The following is a 19,136-nucleotide window of genomic DNA, read 5'->3' as shown; positions in this document are numbered from 1 at the left end:
TCAAGTTAGCCTAATCTTTATTTATTTTTTGCGCTGAACAACGGATACCCGCGGGAATTTTATTACCGGGATTGCGCATCATTAACTGTACGCGAAAGGTACTACTAGCAGAGTCAATCAAGGGGTCAACAATAATCACCTTAGCAGTGAGGGCATCCATCCCCTCTGATTCAGGCTTAATTAATAACTCCTGCTTTAGGCTGATTTCACCAAAATAGATGGAGGGTAATAACAGGTCAACATGAAGCGGATCTAAGGTCGCTAAAGAAAAAATAGGGTCAACATTCACGTATTCACCTTTGCTATAAAAACGATTTACCACTACCCCATTGATTGGGCTGTAAATCTTACGTAAAGCCAACTCCTGCTCCTTTAATCGTAGCTCTGATTTGGCAATAAGTAGCTCAGTCTCTATTTCATCACGCTCATGTGCGGTTAAAATGTTTTCATCAAAAAGCTCTTTATTGCGCGACGTTTTTCGCTGTGCAAACGCTGCTTTTACCGTCGCTAACCTAACCCCTTCTTTTTCAACACCCGCTTTTAATTCAAATAAGCGCTGTCCTTTTTTAATCTTATCACCGCGTCTTACCAACACTTTCTCTAAGACTCCGCTAACAGGAGAGCTTACTTCAACTTTTTCACTCGGGGCTAACATGCAACCTAACGTAGGTAAGGGTGAATTTTCAGCGCTAACAATGCTGCTTTGAATAACTAAAAAAGCAAGGCTAGCCACATAAATAATGGGTGGTGTTTTTTTCATTTTTTATCTCCGGTAAAGGCTAATGTGCGCTGACGCTGAGTGTCTACTTTGATCAATTGCATACGTTGTTGGTAATGACTATCAGATAATTTTTTCTGACATTTTTTTTGAATACGATAACCTAAACGATGTGGCAAACGTATACCTGTTGCTAACGCAGATTTTATAAATCGGCTAGTAATTGCACCGGACATTTTTTTTACCATCTGATCTTCAAGAGATAAAATTTCACTAAAAAAACCAGGATCACCTTGGCGTGCACTTCTACCCGCTAACTGTCTATCGATACGCGTTGAATCTTGCAGTTCAGTGATCACCACATGTAACCCTCCCGCTTTGCGGCTTTGATCGGTGAGTTTTATATCTGTTCCGCGTCCTGCCATGCTCGTTGCAACCATTACTGCCCCCGCATGCCCCGCAAGTGAAACAATATCTGCTTCCTCTTTATCTTGACGCGCATTTAACACTTTATGGGTTATCTCCTGTTCGTTAAAAACAGTGCTTATCGCTTCAGATGAAGCAACGGAGTTAGTCCCGATTAACACCGCCTGTCCCTGCCTAACAAGATCATGAGTAATCTCTGCCACACGTTGCCATTTTTGCTTTTCAGTAAGATACACTTCGCTATATTTTCGTTTACGTTGGCTTTTTTTGAGTAACGGAATCGTTTCACTGCGCAGGCGATACACGTCTAACAACTCACCTGCGACTTCGCGTACCGTCCCGGTCATGCCACACAAATGGTGATATTTTCTGAAAAAATTCTGGTAACTAATTTCAGCATTGGTTTCCCTTGGTTTAGTCAGTTCACAGCACTCTTTCATCTCTATCATCTGTTGTAACCCTTGCGCCCAACTTCGCCCAGGCATAACCCGTCCGGTATAGAGGTCAACAATCTGAATTGCTCCCTCCTCATCAATAATATAATCCCTGTCTAAATGATAGACATGTAATGCTGCAAGTGCCTGTTTTACTAATGGTTCACGGTAAAAACTACTTTTCCATAACCCATCAAGGGACTCACAGGAATCAATTAACAGCTGCTGGCCTATAGAGGTAAGATGTATTGCAGAACTCTCATCTTGCTTAAAATGTTCATCTTTTTCAAAGCTGCTAGCGATCTGCATTGCCGTTTTTAATAACATCTCTTCACGTTCACCAAACTTCTCTTCTCCAGAAATAATAAGTGGGGTTCTTGCCTCATCAATAAAAACACTATCGGCTTCATCAACAATAGCAAAATGCAAACCACGCAATAATAATTTATCTGACCATGAGGTATCCCCTGTCAGTAATGACGCCTGTTGTAAGCGTGTGGTATTGCGGTGTTCAAGCACTAATCGATCTTTTAAGAAATCAAAAGTGAGCTCTTTATTGCTGCAATAACAGATATCACAACCATAAGCTTCTCGACGTTCAGGTAACTCTTTTTCATGGGTAATGATGCCTAAGGTCAATCCTAACGCCTCATATAGCGGTAACATTTCTGTCGCATCACGTTCAGCGAGGTAGTCATTGATAGTCACTAAGTGTACTGGGATACCTGCTAAAGCAGCGGTTGCCGCTCCTAATGTCGCAGCCAACGTTTTCCCCTCTCCAGTAGACATCTCTGCGATGCCACCACGCAATAATGCCAGTGAGGTTAAAATTTGAGTATTATGATGGCGCATACCCAATATACGTCCGCTCACTTCGCGAATCACAGCAAACGTTTCTATGATGGTTGCCGTAGATATTCCCTTAATACGTAACTGATGACGACTATTTTCTAACGCCTGTTGCAGTTCCTGTTCGGTGCAAATTTCAAGTTCAGCAGAGCGTTTCATAATCGCTTTTACAATGCGTCTATTACGCATAAAAACAAGCTTTTCTAGCTTATTAAATTGCTCTTTCGACCTTTGTATGAACGTATCTAAACGGTTACTCTCTTGCCAAGTAACTTCGTTACGTAACCCAGAAAGCAGCGGTTGTTTGCAAGCATATTCAGACATCGAAGTACTCCAAGAATGTACGACGAACAAGTCGATAAGCACGATAAACCAACGCTTCTGGGGGGTGTTCAAATTTTAGGTAAATACGTTCTTCTACATAGGTCCTTGGTAAGTTTTCAAAGTTAAGCGCTACAATAAAGTATCGTTTGAAAGACTCTGGAGAATTTGCTCCTATGCTGGAAGCCGAATTTGAAGATGAAGGATCCATTACAATGCTGCCGCCCGCCGTTTCCGTCAGTATTTGGCTCACTGGTTGTTTGGTGGCAGAAGGAAACAAAGACCAACTTGACGGCGTCAGCAAATTGCTTAAATCAGAGGCTTGAAGCGCATGTAAGGCAACAACATAGCCACGCACCAATTCAACTTCAGATTCTGGAATCATGCCACGCACGGTAATATCGGTATCATTAATCACATAACCAATGAGTTCACCACGGCGAACAAATACACCAGGCAAGTCCTCCGCAGTTCTCACCGACCAAATTCCATCAGCTTGAGCATAAAGATTTAAAGCATCTAGTCGTTGTTGGTTTTCAGTTAGTTCGGATTGTAAACGCAACAGTTCATCGTCATATATTTTTAGCTGTACCGGGTCATTCCAAACGCCTTGACGTTGCGCTCGTGCTTCAGCAACTTGTTGTTGAAGCACTTTTTTATCGGTATAAAGTTGTGGGTTTCTGCAGCTAATTAATAATTCGTCTTTATAAACTTGCTCGCCCGCTTGTTTATGCAGTTGCTTAATAAAACAGTTTTCTTTTGCAAATACACGTCGCGACTCATTCATTTGCACCACTCCCTCTACGCTAGTGGTAAGAGGAACAGGCATAAAACCGACGAGTAATATGATGATGGCAGCACATAGTGGGATCATTAACACCGGACTGCGACTTCCAGCCCGATTTTCAGAATCCTGCCAAGCTTTATAAATCATTTTTAAGTTAGGCCAAAGAAAAGTACCAGTAAACGACCAGATAGCGAGTATCACCCCTACCACAAAATATTGCTGTGCGACAAACAGGATGATTGAAACCATTAAGAACAAACGATATATCAGCGCTGCTAGACCATAAATACATAACCAAAACGATTCGCGTTTATCATAAGCAGGTGAAATAGCACCTTGAACGCCAAAAATAAAACGCTTACACATCCAGCCCCAATATTGATTGGCACGCTGACCAAGATTGGGGATCTCTAGATAATCCGAGAGGATGTAATAACCATCAAAGCGAAGCAATGGATTACCATTTACCAATAGTGTTGATACACCAGCGATAAATATAATATTATAGGTGATCGATTTAACCATTCCCGGTTCTGCATTCACCCAGATAAGCATCGCAATAGAAGCGATAAATAACTCAACAATAATACCCGCTGAGCCCACCAACATACGTTGCTTTTTATCCGCAAAAGCACTCGACGAAGAAGCATCAACATAGGGCATTGGGATAAAAACTAACAGCATCACACCAAGTTCGTGGGCCTCACCGCCTCCACGTTTAATACAATATCCATGCCCTAGCTCATGAATCAATTTTATGATCGGGTATATCAACCATAGCAGCACTAAGTTATCAGCGGCTAATACGCGATCGGAGACATTCTTGGTCAGTTCATCCCAATGCTGCGCCCCTAAAGTCAACATAGTAATAATAAGGACACACCAGATTAAAAGTGCGAAGATTGAAAAAAAAGGTTTAACAAATTTTTGTGTAGCAAGCAGGAAGCGTTCGGGGTCAACAAGGGGAATTTTTATCGATAAGGGGGATTTAAGCTTAGCCATCCATTGCTTTCTTTGCGCTTCCTCACCACGTTCAAAAAGCTCGCCAACATCACCACTAATATCCATACGTACTAAGTTTGCTTGATAAAGACTGGCTAAGAGTTGCAACATCTCCTCATGAGTTGGCATCTCTTCACCTAAGCGCTGCGATGAAAGCTCCCATAATCTATCAATACTTCGTTCGCCATTCATCAGACCAACAATCAGATAGGAGTGCGCTGAAAGGCGTCGCACTTTTCCGGTGAGATGATCTTCAAGCACGTACCAACGCTTGCCCCGATAACGATGAGCGTTAACGGTAATATGATTGCGTAACTGCGGCTTTAAGTCAGCAATTTGATACCAATCTCGAGAGAACAGTGTTGCGCTCATAATAAGCTACCTATAACACTTCGCTGAAACATAATATCACCCCCAAAAACGCCACCATTGCAGTTTCATCCAATCAACCATGCTACGTGTCCAGATAGTGATTAAAAGGCGTTGATCAACGTAGATTTGCGCCACCCCCTCAAGCCCAACTCGTAAAACGTCAGCGCTATTATTAAGCTCAGCTTCAACGCGATACACTGTGGCACCATCACGTACTTCAGCCATTGGGTTAATACGGGTCAAGGTAAAAGAAAATTTCTGATCCGGCAATGCAGCTAATACCAAGCGCCCGGTTTGTGCATGATTAATATCATTAATACGGAATTCATCAACATACATCGCTAACCGGAAACGTTGACTAGGTGATAGTTCAAACAAAACATCCCCCTGCCTCAGTTGCGAACCAATACGTTGATTAAGGTCTCCCGAAACAATCAATGCGTTAAAGGGCGCAACCATGGTTGCCTGCGATATTTGATAATCGAGAAGCTCTATCTCAGCCTGTGCACGTTTTCGCTGTGCACTACTGATCTGCACTTTAGTCAGTTCTTGTTTTGCTAATGCATCCTCATATTGACGCATCGATGTCGCTTGCTGACTAATCCAACTCATGCGCTGCAAACGTAACTCACTGGTATCTAGCTCTGCTAACAGGTCGCCCTTTTGCACGCTATCCCCTGCTCTCAGATCCGCCGTTTGTAAGTAACCATCAAAGGGAACAACAATCGCACGCAATTCAGCCCCTTCGATAACGGTTTCAGCACTGATATTATAAGCACCAGGCATCAGGCTAAAAAAGAGGGAAACTAAAAGCAAAATAAAAACAGTTATTTTACGCATCAGATAACCTGAGCCAAATAATCGACTGAGCTGGTTTCTGAGACTACGCAAAAAATAGGAATAGAGAGGGAGATTAGACTGACGCTTTTCTTCGAGTACAACACCAACAAAATTGGTCAACGCTTCAGCGGTTAATTGATCTTGATGGGTGAATGGATGCTCTGGGCTGCGCTCAAACAGTACCGTGCCATAGCAGAGCTCTTTATCGATTAAAGGCACACTCATCAGTGAACGTTGCCCTTTTTCTACAGCAAGTTTACTGTGTGCTTGCGTAATGCGGTTCTGATCACTCGGCGCAGGCCATAATACCGACTCTTGCTGATCTGTTGCTTCCTGCATCGCTTGCGTGGTGAGCTTGACTAACTCATGCTTTTTACTTTGCTCGCTACTATCTGATTGAGAGTGAATCACTAATTCATCATTTTTGACAAAACCGAGTACTACCCTTTCAGTGTTTAAATGTTTTCCCATTAGGTTAACAAAACGCAGTGCGGCATGCTCAAAATAATTCTCGCTTGCAACATGTGCGATACTATCGATGACGATATGCTGTCGCTCATTATCACTGGCTAGAGTAGCTAATATATTGCGTGCAAGACGAAGCTCAAGCCAGCCACTACAATACTCAATGACAGCAAGAGCTTTGTGTAATTGCGCTTCATCTTGGGCAGTAAACATCAGCGTGATCACCGCACTTAATTTGCCTTCGACAAAAACAGGGTAGCTACCAATGTGGTGTTTACCATCATTTAAAGGGGTGATCAGAGGTTGTTTTTTTATTAGGGTTTGTTCTGCAGCATCCTGTAACAATTTATCTTGATGACTGTTATCAGCATTACCGCTATTGTTCTCCGCCACTTCTGGCCATACGGCGAGGGCATGAAATTGCCCACTTTGCGATTCATCTGCGACAATTAATGCGCCATCGACTTGAGGCAGTTGACTGCACACCCAATCCAACCAAATAAAGTGCCAATTTTCATGTTGGGTATCTAATAAACGGTTAAGCTGTTGAGTTGAATCAGGTAAGGAACTGTGTATCTCAGCCATATAATAGTTACTTTTCCATTTGTAATTACAATTAACTATCTTTAACTTTTTCCATTTAATGCTTTAGCCAAAAACGCTCCGGTGACTAAACCGAAGCGTTTAATAGCTATTCATTTTTAGCATGTTTTATTTAGCTTTTTTTTCCACTTCATCTAATGTGCCAAAGCGTTTTTCATACTCCCCTACGACGCCATTTAGTAACAGCGCTAAACGCTTTGCAGCAAAAGGACTAATGATAACGCGGTCGGTTAATTCAATCCCAACTTCTTGTTGGCCTGCACGCCAAGCCTGATTAGTGCCAAACAATAAGGTGACTTCTTCACGAGTACTTGAAACATTACACACATTGGCATAAACACTGCGCATTTTGCTGTCATCCCATCGAATTGTAGGCCCATTTGCTTTCTTTTTTTTGTCGGCTACTTCATCTGTCATTTTCATACCTCAATTGTAGTGGATTGAATTTAATGTTTTCTAGTATGGTTCTGCTTTTCCCAGACTTCAAATTTCCGACTAGATTGCGTTTTACGTAATGCTTGTAAATCACTACAGATGATCTCTTCTTCATCAGCGGAGCGACTCATACCCCAACCTCGTTTATTCGCTACACTAGCAGCAATAACAAGGCTAGCGGCTACTGACTCAGATAAAGATAAGTCTCCATTATCATCATTTTTATTTTGAGCTTTCATAATGCTATTTGCACTATTACCCGCACGATTAAAATGGTCATCAAGCTGATCTTGTCTAGTCTTATCAGTACCATAGGCATTGAGTATGGCACTGTTTTTGGTTTCTACCAGATTATCAACGCCTATTTTTTCAACAGATGATTTTTCTTTAACAGGTTTTCCAGTATCAGTTTTTTCAACATCCGGTTTTACCGCGCCAGGTTCTGACACAGGAGCACCTACTGGGTTGTTGGTACCTGCATTCTGTTCATTACCTTCACCACTGCTGTTGCCAAGCGGCATCAATGGTAAGTTTCGTAGGAAATCTTGAAGTTCGCTATCCGATAAGCGCGATAACTCCTCACCATTTAATAGTGGTGTTAAGCGCAATGCCATATCAGTACGTAATGGTGAGCGATCTGAGTAACCAGCGCCGTAATAGCTATTAGAGCCATAACCAGAATCATAATAGTATTCGGCAAACAGGCTATTTTCTTCCGCCTCTTGTGAATCATAACCAGATAGGTCAACACCATAGATAGATAATAGATTTGCTGATATTACTTCACGGTTTGATGGGTCAGATACGACAAGCAAAGAAGTAAAGTCTGTCGCATCTTGGATTCTTGCATAGTTACCCACAATAGAGTCTTCACTAAGGTTGCCGTAGAACAGATCCGAACCGCTACCACCGACTAAAATATCAAACCCTTCACCACCAAAAATAGCATCGTTGCCACCAAAGGTAGGGAGTGTCGATTGTATATCCCTCAATCCAGCTCTTGAGATACTAATCGTGGCAAAGTCACCAAACAATGTATCTTCGCCCGCTTCGCCATCAAGTATGTCAGAGCCTGCGCCACCAAGTGCTACATCATTGCCATCGCCAAGATAAACAATATCGTCACCACCAAGGGTTGCATCGTAATCATTTCTAATTAGCAACGCCAACTCAGCAGTAGGATTGACCTCTAAACTACCAGTGTCAGCAATAACAACATCATTACCGCCACCACTGTTAACGGTATCACTGCCAAGCCCTGCAAAGATGATATCTGCGCCATCGCCACTGTTAATCTGATCATCCTGTGTGCCTTGATTACTGGTAAAGACTGTTTTCAATGCATTTGAATCAAATATCACTTCACCGGTATCACCAATAATTAAGTCTTCACCCGCACCGGTATTGACAGTATCCGCACCTGCCCCAGCTAAAATAACATTATCACCGCCATCAACATCAACGCTATCATCGCCTTCTGTGCTTGACGTAGATTCTGCACTGGTTAATACGCCAGCACTAAATAACAAGCGTCCACCATCGGCAAGAATAGTGTCATTGCCAAAGCCAGCATCGATATCATCATCACCCGTTGCACCTGCAATAATATTGTCACCATTACCAGCATCGATAATGTCGTTACCGCCATTAACTAAATCAGTCACCAGTAATGACTCAATCGGAGCGGAGGTTGCTCTGGTTAATGATGAGGTTGTTAATGCATAGGTTAATTGGCCATTATCACCAATAATTACATCATTTCCTTCACCCGTTATAACGGTATCTTTCCCTGCGCCAGCGAGCACCACATTATCACCATCAGTTACTGTGATGGTATCATTACCCGCTTCACTCGCAGTTGACTCTGCTGTTGTGAGCTCACCTGCAGTAAAGGTTAATTCCCCTCCATCACCGAGAAGTATGTCGTCGTTAATACCCGTTTCAATTTCATCATCACCTACGCCACCAGCAACAACATTAGCACCGTTACCTGCGTTGATAATATCCTTATCGCCATTGCTCATATCGTCAACAATCAAGCTTTCAACAATACCTGCCGCTGAGCGAGTTAGTTCACCGTTATCAGCGATAATCACATCATCACCTTCAGTGGTTGTGATTGTGTCACTGCCCGCCCCCGCTAGGATAATATTGTCACCATCAGCATCTTTAATGGTGTCATTACCTGCTTCAGCGGCAGTTGATTTAGCATTAGTTAGGATGCCCGCTGTATACACAAGTACACCGCCATCGCCAAGGATGACATCGCTGTTAATACCCGTTTCAATTGCATCATCACCTAAACCACCAGCTACAATGTTATCGCCATTACCGGAATTGATAATATCCTTATCGCCATTAGTCATATCGTCAACAATAACTGCCTCAACAATGCCTGTTACTGAGCGAGTTAGTTCACCGTTATCAGCGATAATCACATCATCGCCTTCAGTAGTTGTGATTGTATCGCTCCCCGCACCCGCAAGGATGATATTGTCGCCATCAACAACCGCAATAATGTCATCACCTTCTTCTGCTGTGCTTGATTTCGCATTCGTTAATACGCCATTGGTAAAGGTTAATTCGCCGCCATCACCAAGGATAATGTCATCGTTAATACCCGTGTCAATTTCATCATCACCTAAACCACCAGCCACAATGTTATCGCCATTACCTGCATTGATAATATCGTTATCACCATTAGTCATATCATCAACGATAACTGACTCAACAATGCCAGCCGCTGAGCGAGTTAGTTCACCATTATCAGCGATAATCACATCATCGCCTTCAGTAGTTGTGATTGTATCGCTGCCCGCACCCGCAAGGATGATATTGTCGCCTTCAACAACCGCAATAATGTCATCACCCTCTTCTGCTGCGCTTGATTTCGCATTCGTTAATACACCCGCTGTAAAGGCAAGTTCTCCGCCATCACCAAGAATAATGTCATCACCTGAACCAACATTGATTTCATCAGCTCCTTTTGCACCAGCAATAATATTATTACCGTTACCTGCATTGATAATATCTTTATCACCAGTTGTTACATCTAACTCGCTAACCGATAAGGTTTCAATGATGCCATCTAACGAGAATGTCATTTCACCAATATCACCGATGATGATGTCATCGCCTTCCAAGGTAGTAATGGTATCTATCCCAGCTCCCGCAACAATAATATTATTACCGTAAAGGTCGGTGATAATATCGTCACCTGAGCTTGCCTCTTGGCTAGCGATTTTTCTTATCAACAACGTCTCATTACTATCAAACATCTGCTCAGCTAACATCGCATCACCATTAGCATCTACAACATCACCTTGCTCACCGAAGATAACATCCTCTCCTAATCCACCTTCAATGATATCAACACCATCCATACCACGGATTAGATCGTTACCTTCACGACCATAAATAAGGTCACTACCTTCATCACCCCAAATGGTGTCATGCCCCGTTTGACCATCAATATAATCATCACCTTGACGACCATGAATCTCATCATCCCCAGCTGCGCCAAATAACAGATCATCACCTAAACCACCGCTGATATAATCTTTATTGTCACCGCCATCGACACGAATCGCTAAACTAGCAGTAGAAGCATCAATGCTATCTATTCCCGCTTGTGTGTATAAATCCAAGCGACGTTGATCGCTTTCCAGATCATCATGATTAGGGGTATTGATATCATCACTTGCCACTACAGTGACTTGATCAGCCCCTTCATTGGTAAATAAAGTGGTAATCGATAAACCTTGCTCATAAACCGAATTGACAGTGATTTCATCACTACCCTGACCAGCCCAGATAACCAAGTTATTATCGAAGTTACCACCGGTTGCCGTGTAATTAATATTACCTACTGCTAAACCACTAAGTTGTGTATCCGTTAACACAACATTGTTATCTGCAATTAGGCTATCAAAATCACTAATATAAAGTGCATTATTTTCACTACCCGCATCTATATTCAATTCTCCAGCGATGCCATCTAAGGTGCCATTAGCAGATGATTGGTAACTCAAATCACCATCTGCATTAGAGCTAATATGGAAAGCATCTACGCCTAAGCCTGAATTGATATGAGTGATCGTATCAGCATCTGTTGATTTGATATTAACGACATCATCACCACTACCGGTATGGATAGTTAGTTGATCAATGCCGTAATAGTTAATCCCATCTAAACGTGTTGCCAAATCAACGTCACCGGAAGTATCAGCCTCTTGAATTTGATAATTGGCGTAGGTTCCTCGGAAATTAAAGATAAGCTCATTACCTACCCTCGTTAATTCGAAGTTATCCGTTTCAGGGTAAAACTGACGTCGCTCTTCAGTATTATTAGGATTGAATAGCACATCTAAACTTGCACGTAGAGTATCTACATCGGTATTACTATCGAAACGCACGGTATCGAGTAATTCCTGACGATCAGGTGAATAAATGTTTAAATCTATATCACCATTACCGATGGTCAATGTTTGCAGTGTATTTAAAGAGGGTGTGCTCGTGCCTTCTTCTAGGTAGTTAATATCTGCTCTTGCTGTGAAGGCCGTGGTATCAGCAATTGAAAGGTCTCGATGTAAAACCGCAAGTGAGCTAAAATCAACCGAGCCTGCGCCACTATAGGTAACAAAGTAAACTTTACTGCTGTCATCGGCCAACTGTGCCGTATCAAGCGCAACCAATAGATCACTAGGGTTATCAATACCCAACAAACTCGCCACTGCATTTTGCATTTCAGATAATGAGGCATTCCAAGCAAGCACTTCTTCCCCCAAAACCGCGCCATCATCTGAACGATTCAACAGGATATAGCTGCCATCTAGATCATTTACACTCAAGTTAAATTCTGACGCTATTGTGTTGCTACTATCAAGTGTTCCAATATTAGAAACTGTTAATACAGGTAAATCTAACAGCGAATTATCACTTAAATAAACCGGTGTAATGGTTATCTCGTAACGACGTTCACCATTGCTGGAATTCATTGCCAAAGACACTGATATAGCTGTATTACTTATTCCCATCAAGCGTGCTACTGCCTCAGCGATGTCCGTTTCATTCGCATTCCATTGAATGACTTCTGCTGCACCACCTTCCACAGAAATAGCATAAGTACCGCTGTTTGCTTGAGTAGTCAGTGTTAATTGATCCGTGAATGCTAGCGCATTTTCTGCAGAGATAGTCGCAGATAATTCAGCAATATTAATACCCGCAGATTCCCCTACAAAAGTAACTTGATATTGCTTGATAGAGTCATTAATCGAACCAAGGATCATGCTTACTTGGATATTATCCAGCGGCTCACCCGTTAACACACTGATGGCATTAGCCAGTTCGCTCTCACTCGTATTCCAGCTAAGGTTAGTTTGGGTATTGCCCCCATCAACCGATAACTGATAACTACCAGTTTCTGCTTGAATATCTAACAGGAACACCTCTGGCACGCTTGGCATATCAAGGCCGGTGATCGTAGTATCAGTCAACCATAGAGTATTCGTTTCTGTATCACCACTGTCATCGATTACCAGTTGATTATTACCTGCGTCTTCGCCAATCACTGTGAGTAACGCCATGATCTGATCAACAATTTGATCTTCACTGCTAACGGTTACTAGGTTGGTATCTGCAAGCAAAAGATTGCTTTGAAGATTCAAGGTGGTGTGACCTGATATCGTTTTAATATCAATATTACTTCCACCTGCACCGGTAAATATTTGCGTTGACCCTTTATGGGTATTTTCAACACTCAGCTCATCAGCTCCACGACCAAGATATAAGTTCAGCGATTCAAGACCTGAATAATGCACACCACCTTCTATCGTATTTCCGGCAAGTTCTATCGCATTACCCATACCAAAACCAGTAATCGAGTCACTAGTAAGCGTTCCTTTCTCAATAGCCGGGCTACCACTATTATTGAAATTCAGAGTATCAACTTGTTCACTTTCAATAACTCGTTCATTTCGATTAACAGGATTATAGAAATAGCGATTATTTACACTGTCATAATCAGAAGGCCAATCGGCAGCAAGAATAATCCTGTTACCAACCACCGCAAGGACATCAACCCGATCTCCAATCTGCTGTGCATCGACGGCATCTACAAAGCCGAATTCATAAGGCGCGTTATTTATACGTGTATCAAAGGCATCAGTTTCAGCATTACTATCTGCATCAAAAAAGCTGACATCACTGTCTACAAAAGTAGCGAAGGTTTCTGCGAGCGGATTATCAACAAGGTACTCACGTAATATTTGATAGTCATCAGAATCAATTTCTGTTTGTGTTAAGAAGGCTTCTAGTTCTGCTCGACTAACTTGGTTAGCATCGACTAATTCAATTTGTACGCCAGCGTTACTCAATGCACCATCCTGATTACCGATAGTGCCATCATTTGCTTTTGTGCCATTAAGTACAGGGTTATTGGTTTCGCCTGGCAACATGACAGGGTCAGTCAGATCAACATAGCTAGTTTCAACTGTTCCACCCTCTATACTAATCGGGCCACGGATACGGTTAACGCGTTGTTCAACTGCTGCAAATACCTGAAGATCCCCTCCATCAATGAAAAGATCATCTAGTGCAGTAATAGTGACATTACCCGTAGTATCAATACTCGAAGATGTCTGAATAGCGCTGTTAGCACCACCATCAATAAACTCATTACTCGCATCATAAGTATTGGTAACTAAATCTTGTACCGTGATGGCATCAGGTGTTTTGGTCAACACTGCTTGATAGGTATCTGAAAGTGTTGCCTTCCATGAATTGTAATCACCTAGCGTCATCGCACTTAAAACATCGGTATAAATTTCATACTGACTTTCTTCTGCCACAACACTCCAATCCCCACTAATCTCCTCGATCACAAAGCGATTTAGTTTTTCACCGGCTTCATTATAGGCAACAAACTCTTTAATTATACCGGTTGCAGCTGAAGTAGAATCAGAACCTGAACCTGGACCAGAGACAATTCGAATAAACTTATCTTCAACTGTTTGATTGTCAGGTTTGAGCTTGTGTTGCTGCATAGATACATTTAATTCGTAAGAGACTCCTGCAGATACGCCCCCCCAAGTATGGTCATTACCACTGTAGGAGTATGAATTTAAGCTAGAAGAGTAGGAATAATTAATGAAATCCCAAACTTGGCTGTTAAATGTTTCTTCATAAACCGTTGACTCTACATAACCTACTTCAACGATATAAGTATTCGCTGTGTTGAAAGTTTCTTCGATATACGGGTCGCTAGTAGTTTTCACCGAGATAGGGGTAAGTATATGAGCAATGCCATTCAGATCATGAGTTTCACTCTGAACCTCATTAATATAACGCTGGAAATCTGTACGAGTCTCACTTGGAATCTGAGTGAGTAATGAACTTAAATCAGCAACAAAACCTGCAGCTGGCAACATTTCATAGACCACTAAATAAGGTGTCTTAATTCGGTACTCAGAACCTGATACAGTCGTCTGCGTATAGGTGGTCGCGCTACTATAATAGCCGTTATTACTCGCATAATTACGGATCAATTCTTTTTCCTGTTTCACCTTATCAAGGTCAAATAAGGCACCAACACCAGTACTATTCACAGAGACTTCAACTGTTGCATCATTCAGGCTATCGATAGTTAAAGTGCGATTACCTGTACCACTTAATGAAGCGCTAAAACCATTACCGCGTAAATCAGCTAACAAGTCAGCCAACACAGCACCCATATTTGGAAGATTGCCTTTCACTAAGGAGCTAGCCGTTGCACTTGCAGCCTCTTGTCCATCGATAGTAATGGTCCAAGTCTTGCCGTTATAGAGTGACTCATCGGTGAAGTTTTGCACATAAGTATCAAAGAAAATAGCAGGTGCCGTTTTAAACGATGCTAGTTCTCTATTTTCTACAAAGTTAACATTCTCAAGATCGAAAGCACTCTCACTGCCATTTACTACCAACAATTTTTCATTGGTCGCATCCCAAGTAAAGTCGTAAGCGGCAAATTCAGATTCAAGCGTAGTTAACAATGCCGTGGTATTTAATTGATCTGTCGTGCCAATCAAAGTTGGTGATATATCTGCACTGTCACCAGGTAAGTTCAAAGACCAAACATCACCAGCAATAAGGTTATTACTGAGGCTTTCAAGTCCAATTTCAGAGACAAAAGCATCATCGTTAAGCTGTGTGATTGAGTAAGAAACTTCACCTTGCGCGAGCAAATCATTCACGCTGTTTTCAAAACTCATGACGGGCACTGAATTCAGATCCGTTGCATTAGTATTGAAGATATAAGCGACAGTTGAACCCGACGCTTTATAAACCTCAAGATTAGCCTGAGCGGAAAAATGTGAATCAATCAAATCAAGCAAGCTGCTTTCAGCAGACGCGGTAGTTCCTGTTGAAGATTGAAGCAAGTTGAATGCACCAATGCCGACATTACTCAAGCTCAGTTTGTGTGCTGCAAATATATTATTACTGCCTGTAGCGGGCACAAATGTCGCATTATCAATTTCAATCATTTGCTCTAAATCAGTATTCGATAATTCAAAGGTAGTTGCAGTCTCAGATAAATTATAACCTGCGCTAGCAGTAGACCAAGCACCGCCATTAAAAGTAAATACTAACGGCGTACCACCATTTATTTCGATATTAAGTAGATCCCCGTTTTGGCCATTAGTAAAACCAGCTGAGTGATTAATAACCGCACTGCCATAGAGACTAGTATTGTTAAAAGCAGGCACGCTCTCATGAAAGTAGCTAACGACACTAATGGAGAGCGTTTCATTTACTCCCGCCGCGTCGTAAACCCCATTACTCAGAACAAGCGCAGAGTTAATACCTGTCGCTATCAATTTAAGTGCGGACCCATTATCAGTCAGCGAGAAACTAGCATTAGATGATGACCAACTGCCACCCGCTGCCGATGTATAGGTGAAAGCAACACCTGCACCATTAATATCAACCGATAGTATTTTGTTATTCGTGATGCCCGCAGCGGGGTAATCTATTGTCACTTCAGCATACCCAGTAGCATTTGAATAGGTCTGAGCAGCATAATCAAAGTGATTTACGCTAATAATATCCAGATCAATCACACTAGTAAGATTACTAGTTACATTGCCATCCAGTGCGAGAGCATAATTTGTGTCGTCTGAAATCCAAGCCGTTCCGTCAAAACTAAAAGTGACCGTGGCAGTTGTACCCGCTGTAGCTACGTCCTGATTAGTCTCAAGATTCACAACAACAAAATCATTGTCACTTGCTGCAGGAAGAGTCATAGCGCTTGAGCCACCCGTTACCGGAGCATCATTAATGCTATTCAATACTTGAGTTAAACTAAAGGCGCTAGCTGCTACAGTAGAATCAACAAAGATATTGCTGCCATCAACGATTAAGGTATCGCTAAAGTTGGCATCACTGTCATAAGCTGCCACAAAGGATTCAGCAAAATCATCAACGCTATTATCAGTGTCAGCAACAGTAAACGTAAACTCATTCGAGCTATTACTAAACAACCAAACCGATCCCAGTAGCGCATCAACGGGCTTGCTCAATAATATGGCAGCGCTATCATTTACAGTTGGTGTCGTCACATTAGAATAATCAATATTAATACTGTGAGTAAGACCTTCTCCTGATGCTGCGGTAATCGCCAAAGAAGCACCGTTAATTTGAGTCGCATGCCCTGCCGTATCAAGCGCTAATTCAAACGCACTTAATACTGAGCTGATATTAGAAGTCGTAATATCGCTCGTTACAGTATGGCTAAACACTGCTGCGCCATTGCTATCATTAATAGTCAGAGACCACTGCTCACCGTAATAATTTACGTCGGCGTTACCAAAATCAATATCGATAGTTTGACCAACCCCAATTGCAGCGGGTGTACCGCTTAGCGTAACGGAAGGTAAATTAGCTAAATTCTGGCTGGTAGCACTATGTTGAACCCAAATAGAAATAGCTGTTTTTACGCCAGAATAATCTAAATTATTCGCATTTTTGTTTAAGCCCAAATTAATGAATTGAGTTTGATCGGCTAAGTTATCATTAGCATTTTTAACCACATAACTATCAACATTATTACCAACGCGAATAAACCATTCATCGCCGACATTTAAGCTTACATTATTAAACACGATGCTAGCCTGGGTAAACTGAATATCACCACTTGCATCGTGATTATCGATGACCCGTGTTATGGCAGATAATGGTTGAGAAAAGGTCAGTTCTGGTGTGGTTGCAAAGTAGAAACCTACATTTTCTGCTGCACTGAATGAGATGCTGCTAGCAAGTCCAAAGTTAACGGTTACTAAGTCAGTTAATAAACCAGTCGCATCTAACGCAGTCTTCAAATTTTCTGCAAGAGATAAGCTGTCATCAACCACATAATCCACAATGCTCACCAAGGTATGCGCATCTGAGCCCGGTACATTGACCACCAATTCAGTACTCAATAGTTGACCAGATAGTACATCTCCATCCATATCTATACTGGCTGAACTTAACCATGCTTCTGTACTTGCTAGTGAACCCGTAGTATCAAACACTGATAAACCCGCATTCAACATGCCATCTGTTACCACAAAATTATAGCGATCAATTGTACCATCACCACCACCTGTTATTGTGGTGTAAGGCGTTGAAGAATCTATATTCAAGCCACCATCAGGTACTTCATCACCAATACTATCGTTGGCAAAGTTGTACCAATTATCGGCATCGGAATTAAGAGGATCGGTATCATCGTTGGGGTCTATCCCTTTAGCCCAATCATCAATATTACTGCCGATACCGCTATTGTTAGCAGCTTCATTTTCTAGAATACTATCGGGCTTAAAGGCCCAGGCATCACGCAGGTGATTCTCAACTGAAACTTGTAATTCATAATCAGCACCATCTGGCACACCCAACTTATATCCTTCTCCAGCTTGGTAGCTATAGAACCAATCATATTTATTGGTTAGCTCAATGACATAAGTACCAGCTTCCAAAATTTCAAAACTTTGGAAATCATCATGATAGTAAGATGCACTGCCGCCGCTAACTTGACCTTGAAAACGTTGATTTCTATCAGCACTATAATCTTGAATCCCTATTTGCGACTGATCACTCTCTTTAAAGAGCTTAATTTCACTGCGCCACCAAAGATCATCACCATATTCATAACCATAATCGACATCAAGATTCACCGTCACAAAGCCGTCCGGTGTATCAAGCAGCATGGTATCGGTGACTTCAAATTTGTAGAAATCTGATGACCCCTCTAGCTCCCCTTTAATACTAATATGAGCAAGCGAAGTTGATTCATTGATATCACTATCTGTTTCGATCCCCCATTCAGAAGCATCCAGATTCTGAGCAGTGCTAAACAAGTTGTTATTTTGGCTTTCGCCTATTTCTGGCAAACCGAAAGCACCGGAGATGACCCAATTACCATCTGTATCAAGCGTGCCATTACCGAGCATTTGCCCTTCGACATAAACCACTTCTTGCGCTTCTTCCACTACTACAGTATCGCCGTTTGTTTCTAGGAAGATCATATCCTGCACTTCATTATCACCAATCATGACATCGACTGGTGCAATCGTAATGCCTTTAAACTCTTCTGATAGCGTGTCAACGCTATGGCTAATACGACTGTAATGAATGCCCTCTACTGCATCATCATTCAGCGCGGAAATAGTCACAGTGACGGGCGTATTCCAATGATAAATATTGTTAGATGGATCCACTGCAGTGGCACTATTTACAAAGGTAATTGAAGCAGGCTCAGTCGCTAATTGCGCAACTCCAGACACTGGATCAATCTCAGCAATGGTATTAACAATCACAGGGCTAGTTGGTTCCTGAGACAGCATCAATTGATAACTATCATGGCCTGTCG

General features: G+C 42.0%; 6 protein-coding genes (1 of these 6 cut by a window edge). All 6 read right to left on the bottom strand.

Annotated features, from left to right (window positions below; translation table 11 throughout):
• Positions 1-10 precede the first annotated feature (10 nt).
• A complete protein-coding gene (locus QQK09_RS11230) occupies positions 11-760 on the bottom strand; it encodes an efflux RND transporter periplasmic adaptor subunit (RefSeq protein ID WP_284204235.1) in 750 nt (249 codons plus the stop codon).
• Positions 757-2,751, bottom strand: coding sequence for a preprotein translocase subunit SecA (locus tag QQK09_RS11225; protein ID WP_284204234.1), 1,995 nt, complete (start codon positions 2,749-2,751; stop codon positions 757-759). Before QQK09_RS11225 ends, QQK09_RS11230 begins: the two co-directional genes overlap by 4 nt.
• Entirely contained in the window at positions 2,744-4,909 is a 2,166-nt protein-coding gene (locus tag QQK09_RS11220) for a zinc metalloprotease (RefSeq protein WP_284204233.1), read from the bottom strand. The genes QQK09_RS11225 and QQK09_RS11220 overlap by 8 nt, the downstream gene beginning before the upstream one ends.
• A 36-nt stretch (positions 4,910-4,945) precedes the next feature.
• Positions 4,946-6,799 (bottom strand): GAF domain-containing protein, encoded by a 1,854-nt coding sequence (locus QQK09_RS11215; protein WP_284204232.1) that lies wholly within the window; start codon positions 6,797-6,799, stop codon positions 4,946-4,948.
• Positions 6,800-6,925: 126 nt separating this feature from the next.
• Entirely contained in the window at positions 6,926-7,234 is a 309-nt protein-coding gene (locus QQK09_RS11210; RefSeq protein WP_284204231.1) for a DUF3467 domain-containing protein, read from the bottom strand.
• A gap of 29 nt (positions 7,235-7,263) precedes the next feature.
• Positions 7,264-19,136: the 3' end of a DUF4347 domain-containing protein gene (locus QQK09_RS11205; RefSeq protein ID WP_284204230.1), read on the bottom strand. 26,362 nt of this gene lie beyond the right edge of the window; 11,873 of the gene's 38,235 nt are visible here — the last part of the coding sequence; its start codon lies beyond the right edge, outside the window — the gene reads right to left on this strand; its stop codon occupies positions 7,264-7,266.

Origin of the sequence: Psychromonas marina (assembly GCF_030161115.1) — a bacterium.
GTDB classification, from domain to species: domain Bacteria; phylum Pseudomonadota; class Gammaproteobacteria; order Enterobacterales; family Psychromonadaceae; genus Psychromonas; species Psychromonas marina.
This window is presented reverse-complemented; position numbering and strand designations above follow the sequence as displayed.